Annotated in this window: 13 protein-coding genes; 7 read left to right on the forward strand and 6 right to left on the reverse strand. The window is 61.5% G+C overall.

The features are described 5' to 3' along the window. Nucleotides 1-151: 151 nt before the first annotated feature. The 5 genes from VMP31_RS17215 to VMP31_RS17235 all read right to left on the reverse strand — a co-directional run bounded on the left by VMP31_RS17215 (nucleotide 152) and on the right by VMP31_RS17235 (nucleotide 4,741). Entirely contained in the window at nucleotides 152-571 is a 420-nt protein-coding gene (locus VMP31_RS17215) for a hypothetical protein (protein WP_325508930.1), read from the reverse strand. 139 nt (nucleotides 572-710) lie between these two features. Next, complete coding sequence (locus VMP31_RS17220; RefSeq protein WP_325508931.1) at nucleotides 711-1,964, reverse strand: restriction endonuclease; 1,254 nt, start codon at nucleotides 1,962-1,964, stop codon at nucleotides 711-713. Nucleotides 1,965-2,226: 262 nt separating this feature from the next. After that, complete coding sequence (locus tag VMP31_RS17225; RefSeq protein WP_325508932.1) at nucleotides 2,227-2,877, reverse strand: response regulator transcription factor; 651 nt, start codon at nucleotides 2,875-2,877, stop codon at nucleotides 2,227-2,229. 157 nt (nucleotides 2,878-3,034) lie between these two features. After that, on the reverse strand, nucleotides 3,035-4,300 hold the full coding sequence (locus tag VMP31_RS17230) for a HAMP domain-containing sensor histidine kinase (RefSeq protein ID WP_325508933.1): 1,266 nt from the start codon (nucleotides 4,298-4,300) through the stop codon (nucleotides 3,035-3,037). Between the two features lie 3 nt (nucleotides 4,301-4,303). Then, nucleotides 4,304-4,741: a copper-binding protein gene (locus tag VMP31_RS17235; protein WP_325508934.1), complete on the reverse strand. Its 438-nt coding sequence runs from the start codon at nucleotides 4,739-4,741 to the stop codon at nucleotides 4,304-4,306. Between the two features lie 235 nt (nucleotides 4,742-4,976). On the opposite strand from VMP31_RS17235, the gene VMP31_RS17240 reads away from it, so the two are divergent. The 7 genes from VMP31_RS17240 to VMP31_RS17270 all read left to right on the forward strand — a co-directional run bounded on the left by VMP31_RS17240 (nucleotide 4,977) and on the right by VMP31_RS17270 (nucleotide 12,146). Beyond that, nucleotides 4,977-5,963, forward strand: a complete 987-nt coding sequence (locus VMP31_RS17240; RefSeq protein WP_325508935.1) for a tetratricopeptide repeat protein — start codon at nucleotides 4,977-4,979, stop codon at nucleotides 5,961-5,963. 109 nt (nucleotides 5,964-6,072) lie between these two features. After that, the gene (locus tag VMP31_RS17245; protein ID WP_325508936.1) at nucleotides 6,073-7,266 is read left to right on the forward strand and encodes an ABC transporter substrate-binding protein; all 1,194 of its coding nucleotides are present in this window, start codon (nucleotides 6,073-6,075) and stop codon (nucleotides 7,264-7,266) included. Between the two features lie 99 nt (nucleotides 7,267-7,365). After that, on the forward strand, nucleotides 7,366-8,337 hold the full coding sequence (locus VMP31_RS17250) for a YVTN family beta-propeller repeat protein (protein ID WP_325508937.1): 972 nt from the start codon (nucleotides 7,366-7,368) through the stop codon (nucleotides 8,335-8,337). Beyond that, entirely contained in the window at nucleotides 8,334-9,056 is a 723-nt protein-coding gene (locus tag VMP31_RS17255; RefSeq protein ID WP_325508938.1) for an ABC transporter ATP-binding protein, read from the forward strand. The genes VMP31_RS17250 and VMP31_RS17255 overlap by 4 nt, the downstream gene beginning before the upstream one ends. Before the next feature lie 403 nt (nucleotides 9,057-9,459). Continuing rightward, on the forward strand, nucleotides 9,460-10,251 hold the full coding sequence (locus VMP31_RS17260) for an ABC transporter permease (RefSeq protein ID WP_325508939.1): 792 nt from the start codon (nucleotides 9,460-9,462) through the stop codon (nucleotides 10,249-10,251). A 600-nt stretch (nucleotides 10,252-10,851) separates the two neighbouring features. Then, entirely contained in the window at nucleotides 10,852-11,418 is a 567-nt protein-coding gene (locus VMP31_RS17265; protein WP_325508940.1) for a PQQ-dependent catabolism-associated CXXCW motif protein, read from the forward strand. A gap of 62 nt (nucleotides 11,419-11,480) precedes the next feature. Next, entirely contained in the window at nucleotides 11,481-12,146 is a 666-nt protein-coding gene (locus tag VMP31_RS17270) for a response regulator transcription factor (RefSeq protein WP_325508941.1), read from the forward strand. 303 nt (nucleotides 12,147-12,449) lie between these two features. On the opposite strand, the gene VMP31_RS17275 is transcribed toward VMP31_RS17270, so the two are convergent. Then, on the reverse strand, nucleotides 12,450-13,817 hold the full coding sequence (locus tag VMP31_RS17275) for an aspartate aminotransferase family protein (RefSeq protein ID WP_325508942.1): 1,368 nt from the start codon (nucleotides 13,815-13,817) through the stop codon (nucleotides 12,450-12,452). Between the last annotated feature and the right edge of the window lie 4 nt (nucleotides 13,818-13,821).

A 13,821-nucleotide genomic window follows, 5' to 3' on the forward strand; every position in this document is an offset into this window, starting at 1 on the left:
CCATTGATATCTGGGCTACTGGATGCGCGAACTACAGAATGGCCGGCGCGGTAAAGCCAAAAACAGGTTGGATATATGAATGAAACGTGCTAACGATAGATACAAAAGAAAAATTTGCTCACTACTTGCGGGAGAATCCATATATATATTGTCAGCCGCCGACTTTGATGCCTGGGTATAGAGAGCTGGCAATTTCATAGATTTTATCTTTACTTATTTTTGTTATTTCGTAACACTTTTCAAAGTAAGGCGACAAAAGCAGCTTGGTTTCCAAGAAATAGCTCTCAATTTCGCCGAGTTCGGTTATTGCTCTCTCATGCCATTCTTCGTGAGTTGCGGCGCGAGTAATAATTGCTGAAGCCCGATGAGCTAGTTCGTTTCGAAAATACACCATATTATCTAGCTCTTCTTCGAGTGCGCTAGATGGCTTTAATTCGCTTGTGAATTTTCTGACCAATTGCCCCAAAGTCATTCGCCTTATTTGCTCTACGCTCAAATCAACTTCGTTCTCAATGAGATGGCACATGAGAATTGCAGAGAGCTGCATTTCTAAATCATGAGCGCTGATCATAGCTCGACCATATGCAGCATGGACGAGTAGCAGTTGAAGAGATGACATCGATGGCAAGTTTTCGGGCATAGGTGGCTAACGTCCGCATTTGCGTCTGGTCTGGAGCGCAGCGGAAAACCAGTCCGAGAACACGCGCTTTTTAGGCATTTTCACTTAATTCTCCAGAGCGACTTATGATTACTCCGCGAGCAAATTTAAGTCTCTCAACTAGCCCACTTAACGCCTCAGGAGTCTCATTTAAATTACCCAACGGACAATATTCATCTTTGGCAACGATACCAATTCGGCAGTCACCATGTAACGAATTAAGAATAAGTGTTTCATCTTCATCCTCTTTCACAGGCACCTGTAGAAATCTATTGAAGTAGCTACTCTTCTTTTGCTTATGAATATGGCTAACTTTGGAGCAAAAAATTTCGCTACACCGAACACTCAGATCATGAAAGATAGTGTTAAAAATAGGCTCATATCGATTGAATCTCAATTTATCGGGGAGTTCCATACCTGGCTCAGCAAACTCCTCAGGATTAAATAGAACTTTTGCCGTTAGCTCTTCACCAATTCTTAAAAGAAGGCATTGAATAATATATGACAATCCATTAATAAGTATAGCCTGCTCTCTGTTCAGGGCGCTGCATTTTAATATGAATGGATACACGTTTAACATGCCTGTAGCAGCAACCGCGAACAACCTAGCCTCATCAATATCTAATCCCCATTGACGAGCAACAACATCTCCATATGCCACCTCAGCCAACATAGCAATTAAAGTAAGATATGAGTTCTCGTAATATTCCTCTCTCTTATTCCACAACTCATCCAGCTCACCCCCTGCCGGAAGAAGCATAAGATTTGAAAACTTAGACTCGATAACTTTACAACGACCACTGAATGCTAGTGACGAGGGGAGAAACCTAGCTAAAGTTCGTGGATTCTTCCTTAAAAGAAGCTCTAAATCATGACCTTGCCATACTGAAACACTTGGCGTTTTATGTGTATTTTGAAACTCCTTGATCCAGTCTAACGTGGGATTTGAAATTGTTTTATTTGCAACTATAACGACATTATCTTTTGAATTGTTTCCAGCTGCATTCAACACAGTGCCTTGGACTTGAGATTTTTCTAATTGACCCTTCCGATACTTTACTTCAAACCAATATTTTTCCTCTTTAGACACAGCAGGTAGAACTGTCCAAAATGTTGCCTCTAAATCACGACCACCATCTGTTGCAGAATTACCTTCCCCCCCTTTCCTCCACGTCAAATTAGAAAACCCCATCTCATCCAACAAATGAAATACGAGATTTTCAAAATCAACAGGACTAATTTCCGAAAAATTTAATTGTTCCTGCAGGAAATCAATATCTGCGAGAGTAATTGCTATATCCGTCATCTACGCCCTCTGTCTAATGGATGTCTAACAGTGATTAGATGGCACTCCACATCAATCCATTACACGAGAACCCGGTCTAACACCGTATGCCCGCCATGGCCCAGTGCCATCAATCTACACCGAATCAACGGCGTGCGGCGAGCCCCAGGCAGCGGCCGGTGTTATAGGGAATTGTGCTTTTGCCGCACTGAGATGACTGGATAGAAAGTGGCATCGCCTTCAGGCCCTGAGCAGGTCATTGCAACCTGGCCGCCTCGCCGTTTCAGGCGCTCTCCAGCCCCACCCGGATCACCCCGGTGTCGATGGCCAGGTGCACAAGTTCGGCATGGGAGTCGACCTGCAGTTTGCTCTTGAGCAGGGTCAGGTTGTTGGAGACGGTCTTGCTGCTGATGCACAGTTGCTCGGCGATCCGCCGGTTGGGGATGCCCTTGGCCAGCATCACGAAGATTTCCAGCTCGCGTTGGGTCATGCCCTGCAGGCGCGGGTCGTGGCTGCCGTCCTGGCCGCGGTTGCAGGCCAGGTGGGTGGCGAGGTCCTGCTCTATGTACACGTGCCCGGCCAGGGTGCGTTTGACGGCCTCGATCAGCACTTGCGGCGATGAGGTCTTGGTCAGGTAGCCCAGGGCTCCGGCCTCCAGGGCCTGGCGCACCAGCGGCAGTTCGTCGTGCATGCTGAAGAACAGCACACGGATCTGCGGCAAGCGCTGGCGCAGCCGGCGCAGGGTTTCCAGGCCACTGATGCCGGGCAGGCCGAGGTCCATGATCACCAGGCTGGGAATCTGTGCCTGCACCTGGGCCAGGGCCTGCTCGCCGTCACAGGCTTCGCTGACTTCGACCTCGGGCAACATGGCCCGCAGCAGGCTGGCATAGCCTTGACGCACCACGGCGTGGTCGTCCACCAGAAGAATTTTCATGGCTATGTCCTGACCAAGTGTTGCCGACAATGCTGAAGGGATCTGCGCAGACACAAGCGGCACTGGCCGCGATGTTTTTCCATTGGCTCTGATTCGCGGGCAAGCCCGCTCCTACAGGGTTCGGTTGTCTCGACAACAGCTGACGACATGGCCATTTTCATTGGCTCGTCCTCACCACAGGAATATTCAGGCACAGCAACCAACCGGCTCCCGGCCGGCTGTGCAGGCGCAGCACGCCACCCAGGCTGCGCACCCGCTCGCTGATCGAACGCAGGCCGATACCGGCGCGCTGCGGCATCTGCGCGCCACGGCCGTTATCGCGCACCAGCAGGCGCAAGCGTCGGCCCTGGTACTGCAAACGGATGCGCACCTCGCTGGCCTGGGCATGCCGGGCCACATTGGTCAGCGCTTCCTGCACCAGACGGTAGAGGTGCGCCTTGCTCGGCAACGGCAGTGCGGGCAAGGCCTCGCCCAGCAGCAAACGGCAACGGATGCCCTGGGCGCTCTGCCAGTCCTGGGTCAGCAGTTGCAGGGCGGCGTCCAGCTCCAGGCGCTCCAGCACCACCGGGTAAAGGTCGCGGATCAAGGCGCGAAAGCCGTTCTGCAGGTGTTCGCAGTGGCCTTCCAGGCTCTGTGCGGTGCTGCGCACGGCTTCCGGCTGTTCGGCCACAATCTGCAGCAGGCTGGCCTGGGCGCGAATCCCGGTGAGGTATTGCCCCAGGTCGTCGTGCAGGGTCTGGCCGAGCCGGGCGCGTTCCTGCTCCTGCAGGGCCATCAGCGCCTGGGTCAGTTCGGTATTGTCGGCCTGCACCTGTTGCAGGGTGGTGGCCATGGCATTGAAGCGCCCGGCCAGGCTGCGCGCTTCGGGCATGCGGTGGGCGACCAGACGCACATTGAGCTGGCCCTGGCTCACCTGCGCCAAACCCGCCAGCAGTTCGTCCAGCACGCGCAGGCCGCGGCGCACGGCCCAGGCGATGCTGAGCAGGCTGACCAGCCAGGCCAGCAGGCTGAGCAACAGCAGCTGCAGCAGCGAATCCCAGACTTCTTCGATTTCATCGGCGGGGTCCAGGGCGATCTGCAGCCGCTGGCCGTCGTCCAGTTGCAACTGCAGCGCAGGCCCTGCGTCTGGCAGCAGATGAGCGGCCAGCCACTGCTCCAGGCCGGATTCAGCAGCAGGCGGCGCAACGCCTTCCGGCGGCACAGGGGTCACCCGCACATGCCGCAGGCTACCGGCCAGGCCGCCGTGCAGGCTGGCCGGGTCGCGCTGGGCGGCCACTTGCAGGTATTCGATCATGGCCTCGGCGGCGCGCATCTCGCGCTGTACATCGGCACTGCCCTGGCGCAGCAGCAGGGCCGTGCCGAGCAATGCCAGCAGGGCAAAGAACAGCGTGACCCAGAGGTTGATCCGCCAGAGCGCAGTCATGCCTTACTTGACCACGAAGTGGCCTTGCATGCCCTTACCTTCCAGGCCCTTGGCATAGAAGCGGAACTTGCCCGGTTTGATCGGCACGAAGAAGATCTCCGCCTCGCCGGCGTCCTCGAACTCCAGTTCGGTCAGGGTGATCGCCTTGATCTCCACGCCACCGGCCTCGACCTTGCGCAGGAAGATCGAATGGGCGAACTCCGGAGCCTGGAAGGCGTATTCCTTCTGCCCGCTGGCGATGATCTTGAGGTTGTAGGCCTTGCCGGTTTCCAGCTGATATTCGTGCTGCGACATGCTGTAGTCGCTCTCCTCGTTGCCCAGGAGCAGGTCCGGTAACGCGGTGCTCATGCGGGTCAGATCGCCGGCGGCATAGAGGGGGTCGAAGCCAAGCAGGCTGCTGAGCAGAATCAGGGCCAGGGTGGTCGTCTTGAACGGAGACATGGGCGCGTACCTTTGTTGTTTTAGTAGATGACCCCATCCTAAAACCGCCGCACGCGCGCCGGCTTACTACCTTGGTAGCGCTCGGCTGGTACTTTGGACAGGCCCCGCAGCCCTAGCCCCGCCGCACAGTCGGCACCATGGATGCAGGCACTCGCCACCATGGAACTAGATCCGCGCAGCCCGCCGCTTGTTAGCCTCAGGCGCACTCCAGCCGCCCTCTGCCGACAGGTGCCTCATGCCTCGCCCTCTATTGTTAGCCCGCGGCTGCAAGCAGGCCGTTGCCCTGACGCTGGCCCTGAGTTGCAGCGCGCCTCTGGCCGCCGACGAGCAGAGTCGTATCGCCCGGGAGATGGTCCAGGTGCTGGAAGCCTATGCGGTGTACAAGATGGGCGAATATGAAGAGGCCTATGGCCGCTACCTGGCCCTGGCCGAGGCCGGCAACCGCCAGGGCATGCTCAACGTGGCCAATATGCATGCCGCCGGACTGGCCGTTGCGCAGAGCCATAGCCAGGCCCTGCACTGGTACCAGCGCGCCGCCGACAGCGGCGATGCCATCGGCATGTATGAGGTCGGCCGCGCCCATGAGCTGGGCCTGGGTACCGCGGTGGATGCGGCACAGGCCGAGCACTGGTACCGCCGCGCGGCGGAACGGGACAACAGCACGGCGCAGTGGCTGCTGGGCAAGCGCCTGTACGAGCGCGGTGACCAGCTGCCCGGCCTGAACTGGATCCGCGCTGCCGCACGCCAGGGCGACGAGCCCGCGGCCATCGCCTTTCTCGCCAACCTGGAAGGCCGCGCCGAAGGTGGCTCGCAGCCCTCCGCCGCCGAGCGCGAAGCGGTGCTCGCAACCCTGACGGCCATCGACCAGGCCGCCCAGCGCCGGGATGCTCAGGCAGTTGTGGCCGCCCTCGATGCGGATGCCGATATACAGGTACGCCTGCCCGACAGCCCGCACTGGCAACGCCTGAACAAGGCCGAGCTGGCTGCGCTCTGGCAGGCTAGCTTCGACCGCAGCGAGGACTACAGCTACGCCCGCGGCGCAACCGAGCTGCTGACCGCGGACGGTCGCATCCTCGCCTTCACTACCCTGCGTGAGCGGTTTGGCGCGGTGGGTGCGGCAGCGCGGGAACTGCAGATCGAGCAACAGGCGCAGCTGCGCATCAGCGCCGGGCACGCCGTGATAGAGCGCTTGCGCCTGGATATTCGCGACCCGCAACGCTGAGCTGCGCGCGTTGCACTTACGACCTTGGTACGAGCCCACCGGTACTTAGGGCATATTTCCCCCACGGCCGGCTGTTCCTATGCTGACAACACCGACTCAGGAGTTGCCCATGCGCCAGACCAGCCGTCACTTCTTGCTCTGCGCCATCGCCAGCCTCGGCCTGGCGCTGCCCTGCCTGGCAGCCACCCCGGCCGCCGAGCTGCAGGTGCGCATCGGTTACCTGGCCTATATCCCGGAAACCGGCCCGCTGCTGTCCAATGTCATCCCCGAACCCACCGACGCCGGCCTGCGCGGGGCCGAGCTGGCGATTACCGACAGCAACAGCACCGGGCGCTTCCTCAAGCACGCCTACAGCCTGAGCAGCGCCCAGCACGGCGACAGCGCCAGCCTGCTGGAAGCAGCCAGCGAACTGCATGACCAGGGCCTGCGCCTGTTTGTGGTCAACGCCCCCGCCGAGACCCTGCGCCAACTTAGCCTGCGCCTGGACGACAGCCTGCTGCTCAACGCCGGCAGCAGCGACGACAGCCTGCGCCAGAACGAATGCCTGCCCAACGTGCTGCACACCCTGCCCAGCCGCGCCATGCTCGCCGATGCCCTGGCGCAGTTTCTCAGCGTGCGCAAATGGCAGCGCTGGCTGCTGATCAGCGGCCCCACCGAAGACGACCAGGCCTACGCCGCGGCCCTCAAGCGTGCGGCCAAGCGCTTCGGCCACCAGATAGTTGCCGAGAAGCCCTGGAGCTTCGACAACGACCAGCGCCGCAGCGCCCAGGCGGAAATGCCGCTGTTTACCCAGACCAAGGAATACGACGTGGTGCTGGTGGCCGATGAGCGCGGCGACTTCGGCGAATACCTGCCCTACCAGACCTGGTACCCGCGCCCGGTGGCCGGCACCCAGGGCCTGACCGCCACCGGCTGGCACAAGACCGTGGAAACCTATGGCGCGGCTCAGCTGCAGAAGCGCTTCGAGGCCCACGCCGGGCGCTGGATGAACGACCGCGACTTCGCCGCCTGGATCGCCGTGCGCAGCATCGCCAGCGCGGTGAGCAAACTGCGCCAGACCGACGCGGCGGCGATCCAGCAACTGGCCCTCAGCGACCAGCTGCCCCTGGACGGTTTCAAGGGCCGCAAGCTGAGCTTTCGCAGCTGGAACGGCCAACTGCGCCAACCCATTCCCCTGGTGCACCCCCGTGCGCTGGTCAGCAATTCACCGCAAGACGGCTTTTTGCACCCCAGCAGCGAGCTGGACAGCCTCGGCTACGACCAACCGGAAGTGAGCTGTGATCTGGCTGGCAGTCGTACTTGATGGTGCGCACGGCGCACCCTACGAAGCCCACGGCCATGCCAACCCGTAGGGTGCGCCATGCGCGCCAATCCTCGGCCAAGAACAAATAGGAGGCTCCACATGCACAAGACCCTGCTCGCCACCCTGATCGGCGCAACGCTGCTGATCAGCACCGGGACCACAGTCGCCGCCACCGCCTATGTGTCCAATGAAAAGGACGACAGCATCAGCGTGATCGACCTGGACACCCTGGAAGTCAGCGCCACCCTGGAAGTCGGCATGCGCCCGCGCGGCCTGCTGCTGTCCAGCGACAACAAGCTGCTGTACATCTGCGCCAGCGACTCGGATCGGGTGCAGGTGATGGACCTGGCCACGCGCAAGATCATCAAGGAACTGCCCTCCGGGGCCGACCCCGAGCAGTTCGCCCTGCACCCCAACGACCGCTGGCTGTATATCTCCAACGAGGACGATGCCCTGGTCACCGTGGTCGATGTGCAGAGCGACGAAGTGCTGGCGCAGATCGATGTCGGCGTCGAGCCGGAAGGCATGGCGGTCAGCCCGGACGGCAAGTGGGCGGTCAATACCAGCGAAACCACCAATATGCTGCACTGGATCGACACCAGCACCCAGCAGCTGGTGGACAACACCCTGGTCGACCAGCGCCCGCGCCATGTCGAGTTCGACAAGGACGGCAAGCGCCTGTGGGCCTCGGCGGAAATCGGCGGCACGGTCAGTGTGGTCGATGTCGCCAGCCGGCAGATCGAGAAGGTGCTGACCTTCCAGATCAAGGGCGTGCACCCGGACAAGGTCCAGCCGGTGGGGGTCAAACTCAGCGATGACGGCAAGCTGGCCTTCGTCGCCCTCGGCCCGGCCAACCATGTGGCGGTGGTCGACGCCAAGACCTATGAAGTACTCGACTACCTGCTGGTTGGCCGGCGCGTCTGGCATATGGCTTTTACCCCGGACCAGAAACGCCTGCTGACCACCAACGGGGTCAGCGGCGACGTCTCGGTGATCGAGGTCGGCTCGCTCAAGGTGAGCAAGTCGATCAAGGTCGGTCGTTATCCCTGGGGCGTGGTCGTCACCCCATGAATGCCCTTGAGGTCAGCGCCGTCGGCTTTGCCTACGGCCCACGCCAGGCCCTGCAGGACGTCGGTTTCAGCCTCGAGTGCGGGCGCTTTACCGCCCTGCTCGGGCCCAACGGAGCCGGCAAGTCGACCCTGATCGCCCTGCTCACCCGCCTGTACGACCTGCAGCAGGGCGAGATCCAGGTGCTCGGCTGCAGCCTGCGCCGCCAGCCGCGCCAGGCCCTGCGTCAGCTCGGCGTGGTGTTCCAGCAGAGCACCCTGGATCTGGACCTGAGCGTGGAGCAGAACCTGCGCTATCACGCCGCCCTGCACGGCATGCCGCGGCGCGCGGCGCAGGCCCGGATCGACGAAGAACTGGCGCGCCAGCAACTCGACGAACGCCGCGCCGACAAGGTTCGCGACCTCAATGGCGGCCACCGCCGCCGCGTGGAAATCGCCCGCGCCCTGCTCCATCGCCCGCGCCTGCTGCTGCTCGACGAGGCCAGCGTCGGCCTCGATCCAGCCAGCCGCCTGGCGCTCAACCGCCATGTGCGCCAGCTGTGCCGCGACGATGACCTGGCCGTGCTGTGGACCACCCACCTGCTTGATGAAGTGCAGAGCAGCGATGAACTGCTGATTCTCAACCGCGGCCGCCTGGTGGCCCAGGGCCCGGCCAGCCAGATCGGAGCCGACGACGCCAGCCTGGCCGCCACCTTCGCCCGCCTTACCGCGGAGGTCACATGAGGCATCTCGTAGGGTGCGCCGTGCGCACCATGGACGCGACTCCGAACCTGCCAATGCGCACGACCTGGGGCGGCCCCGCGCACCCGACGATGCACAACGCCGCCCACCCGCTCCCACGAGCAGAACGCAACCCCGTAGGAGCGGCCCATGGCCGCGATCCGCTCGACGACTCGACGCCCATTCGCGGGCATTCAACAACCATTCGCGGGCATGGGACTCGGCGTCCCCCCTCGCTCCTACAAATGCGACGCAGCGTGGCAACGGTCGCCTTATACCCAGCGCCTCTGCCGGCCTCTGCATTGCTGGTGCTCACGGCACACCCTACGATGCGCCGCGCCGCCCAACCGCTCCCACTGGTAGAACGCAATCCTACCCAACCGCATCGCCCGATGGAGACTCGCCCATGAATGCCTACTGGTATTGCCTGCAAGGCATCGTGCAGCGCGAGTGGTTGCGTTTTGTGCTGCAACGCTCGCGGTTCTTTAGCGCGCTGGTGCGGCCGCTGCTGTGGCTTGTGGTGTTTGCCGCCGGCTTCCGGGCGGCGCTGGGCATCGCCATCATCGCGCCCTATGACACCTACATCACCTACGAGACCTACATAGTCCCTGGCCTGGCCTGCATGATCCTGCTGTTCAACGGTATGCAGGGCTCGCTATCGATGGTCTACGACCGCGAAATGGGCAGCATGCGTGTGCTGCTGACCAGCCCGTTGCCGCGGGCCTTTCTGCTGGCCAGCAAGCTGTTGGCGATCGCACTGATCTCGCTGCTGCAGGTTTATGCCTTTCTCGCCATCGCCTGGTTCTATGGCGTACAGCCGCCGCTCTGGGGCCTGCTCGCTGCGCTGCCGGCGCTGCTGCTGGTGGCGCTGCTGCTGAGCGCCCTGGGCCTGCTGCTGAGCAATGGCATCCGCCAGCTGGAGAACTTCGCCGGGGTGATGAATTTCGTGATCTTCCCGCTGTTCTTTCTGTCCTCGGCGCTCTACCCGCTGTGGAAGATGCGCGAGGCCAGCGAATGGCTGTACTGGCTGTGCGCCCTCAACCCCTTCAGCCATGCGGTGGAGCTGGTGCGCTTCGCCCTCTACCAGCGCCTGAGCCTGTCCGCCCTGCTGGTCTGCCTGGGCCTGACGGTGCTGTTCGCCGTGCTCGCGGTGCTCACCTTCAATCCGCAACACGCCGCCCTGCGCCGCGCCAGCTAAGCCATTCGCGGCTAAAGCGGAACGCCGCCCGGCCCCTCCTAAAAACAACGCATACCCCGTGGGAGGGGCTTTAGCCGCGATTGTCTCCAGGTCGCCCCCGCTATCGCCAAACCCAACGCCACTCGGCTTTGCCCAGGCGTTAAACCGCGCCGCGCCCATTCGCGGGCATGGAACTAGGCGTCCCCCTCGCTCCTACAGACAGCGCGCAGCGTGGCTGCGGTCGTCTCATACCCGGTCCCCCAGTTGGCATCAACATCCCTAGTGCGCAACGCCACCCAACCGCTCCCACGGGTAGGACGCAACCCCGTAGGAGCGGGCCATGCCCGCGATAATCTCAAGGCAGCACCCGCTACCACCTAAACCAGCAATACGCGGCTTTGCCCTGCCGACCCAACGCCACCCGGCTTTGTTCTGCCGTCAAACCGCGCCGGGCCCATTCGCGGGCATGGACTAGGCGTCCCCGCCGCTCCTACAGAGGCCGCGTGCTCTGCCAGAGTGGCTTTTACTACTTTGGTACTGCTTTTCCTCTCCAATGGAGAATTTCCAAAGCAGCAGCTTTGCTCTGTAATACGCACATAAAAAGAACCGAGACCAAAGGCGATGAAGTATCCCCTGCTAGCACGACCTGCTTTTCTGCTGTTCTGCGGCCTGTTGGGCAGCAGCCTGACCCCGCTGGCCCAGGCCCAGACCGAGGCTCCGCTGTTTTCCGCCGATGGCTATCGCCTGAGCCTTTACCGCAGCCCCACCCCGGCCCAGATCGACTATGGCCAGACCCTCGACACCCCAGCCCTGCAACAGCTGCTGCGTGAGCAACCGCGCACCCGGCTGATCGACGTGTATCGCCGACCATGGTGGCACGGCCAATTTATCGAAGACGAAGTACATGCCAACCTGCCGGACAGCCTGTGGCTGGCCAATACCGGTGACGGCGAACTGAGCCCGCAATGGCAGGCCTACTTCAGCCATTACCTTGAGCAGGCCAGCCAGGGCGACAAAGCCTGGCCACTGGTGTTCTACTGCCGTTCCGACTGCTGGCTCGGCTGGAATGCCAGCAAACGCGCCCATCACCTGGGTTACAGCAACCTCTACTGGTACCGCGACGGTATCGACGGTTGGCAACAGGCCGGCCTGCCCCTGATCCCCGCGCAACCGCTCGTCATGCCGTAACCGTACACAATTTTTCCTGCGGCTATAGCCACACCATAATCAAAACAATGAGGTGAAAGGCCATGTACAAAATTCTGATTGCCGACGACCATCCGCTGTTTCGCGAAGCCATCCACAACGTCATCAGCGACGGCTTCCCCGGCAGCGAGATCATGGAAACCGCCGACCTGGACAGCGCCCTGGCCCTGACCCTGGAAAACGACGACCTCGACCTGATCCTGCTCGACCTCAATATGCCCGGCATGCACGGCCTCAACGGCCTGATCAACCTGCGCAACGAAGCCCCGACCATCCCGGTGGTGATCGTCTCCGCCGAGCAGGACAAGCAGATCGTGCTGCAGGCCATCACCTATGGCGCGGTGGGCTTTATCACCAAGTCCTCGCCACGGGCGCAGATGACCGAAGCGATCCAGCAGATCCTCGACGGCAACGTCTACCTGCCGCCGGATATCATCCGCTCGCAGAAGAGCAGCTCGCATCGCAGCCACTCCGACCACCCCAGCTTCCCGCCGGAACTGCTGCAGGCCCTGACCCGCAAACAACTGCTGGTGCTCGAGCGCATGACCAAGGGCGAATCCAACAAGCAGATCGCCTACAGCCTGGATATCGCCGAAACCACGGTCAAAGCCCATGTCTCCGCCATCCTGCGCAAACTCAATGTGCATAACCGGGTGCAGGCAATCCTCTCCGCCGGCGATATCGACTTCGCCGCCTACCTGCGCCGTTAAGCTCGACGCCCTCGGCAGGTCGTAGGGTGCGCCGTGCGCACCGCGGATCGCCGCGGTTCCCAGCGACTGCTCCGTCCCTATTTCACCCTCTTCCAAGATCAGGCCGGCACATCCGGTCGAGACGGGTCGAGCTGGTGCGCACGGCGCACCCTACAAAATCAGGGTCGCGCGCACTCAGCGCCAACACCTCGCCGCTACTGGGTATTAGGGCATAGCCAATGCAAAGGCCCCGACACTGAAGTCAGGGTCGGGGCCTTTTCTGGGTAGGGCTGTCAGACGGCGTCGCGGTTAAAGCCCCTCCCACTAAGTGCGACTGTGCAGCTGCTCCAGGGTCAGATCCAGGCACAAACGCGCCTTTTCCACCAGCTCGTCGATCTCGGCTTTGCTGATCACCAGAGGCGGCGCAATGATCATGGTGTCGCCCACGGCGCGCATGATCAGGCCGTTGCTGAAGCAATGGCTACGGCAGATCATGCCCACACCCACCTCGCTCGGATAACGCTTGCGGCTGGCCTTGTCCTGCACCAGTTCGATGGCGCCGAGCAGGCCGACACCGCGCACCTCGCCCACCAGGGGGTGATCCGCCAGGCTCGCCAGGCGCTGTTGCAGGTAGGGGCCGGTGTCGCTCTTGACCCGCTCGATAATGCCCTCTTCCTTGAGGATGCGCAGGTTCTCCAGGCCCACCGCCGCTGCCACCGGATGCCCGGAGTAGGTGAAGCCGTGGTTGAAGTCGCCACCTTCGTTGATCACCGCAAACACCTTGTCGCTGACGATCAAACCGCCCATGGGCACATAGCCGCTGGTCAGGCCCTTGGCGATGGTCATCATATCGGGCGCGAGGTCGTAGTAGTCACTGCCGAACCACTCGCCGGTACGGCCGAAACCGCAGATCACTTCATCGGCGACAAACAGAATGTCGTACTTGGCGAGGATTGCCTTGATCCGCGGCCAGTAGCTGGCCGGCGGAATGATCACCCCGCCCGCGCCCTGGATCGGCTCGGCAATAAAGGCGGCGACGTTCTCCTCACCCACTTCGAGAATCTTCGCTTCCAGCTGATCGGCGGCCCAGATACCGAACTCCTCCGGGCTCATTTCACCACCGTCGGCGAACCAGTAAGGCTGCGGGATATGCACGATGCCCGGGATCGGCAGGTCACCCTGTTCGTGCATAAACTTCATCCCGCCCAGGCTCGCGCCGGCCACGGTGGAGCCGTGATAGCCGTTGATACGGCCGATAATCACCTTCTTGGCAGGCATGCCCTTGCACGCCCAGTAGTGACGCACTAGGCGCAGCATGGTGTCGTTGCCTTCCGAGCCGGAGCCGGTGAAGAACACATGGTTCATGCCGGCCGGGGCCACATCCGAAATGGCCTTGGCCAGCTCCAGCACCGGCGGGTGGGCGGTCATAAAGAAGGTGTTGTAGAAAGCCAGCTCGCGCATCTGCTTGCTGGCGGCCTGCACCAGTTCCTCACGGCCATAGCCCACGGCCATGCACCAGAGGCCGGCCATGCCGTCGAGGATCTTGTGGCCTTCGCTGTCCCACAGGTACACGCCCTCACCCTTGGTGATGATGCGCGGACCCTGCTCGGCCAGTTGCTTGAAATCGCTGAACGGTGCCAGGTGATGGTCGCGGCTCATGGCCTGCCATTGAGCGGTTTTTGGGTTGTTCATAGCC

It is taken from the genome of Pseudomonas sp. (assembly GCF_035512415.1).
In the GTDB taxonomy this organism is placed as follows: domain Bacteria; phylum Pseudomonadota; class Gammaproteobacteria; order Pseudomonadales; family Pseudomonadaceae; genus Aquipseudomonas.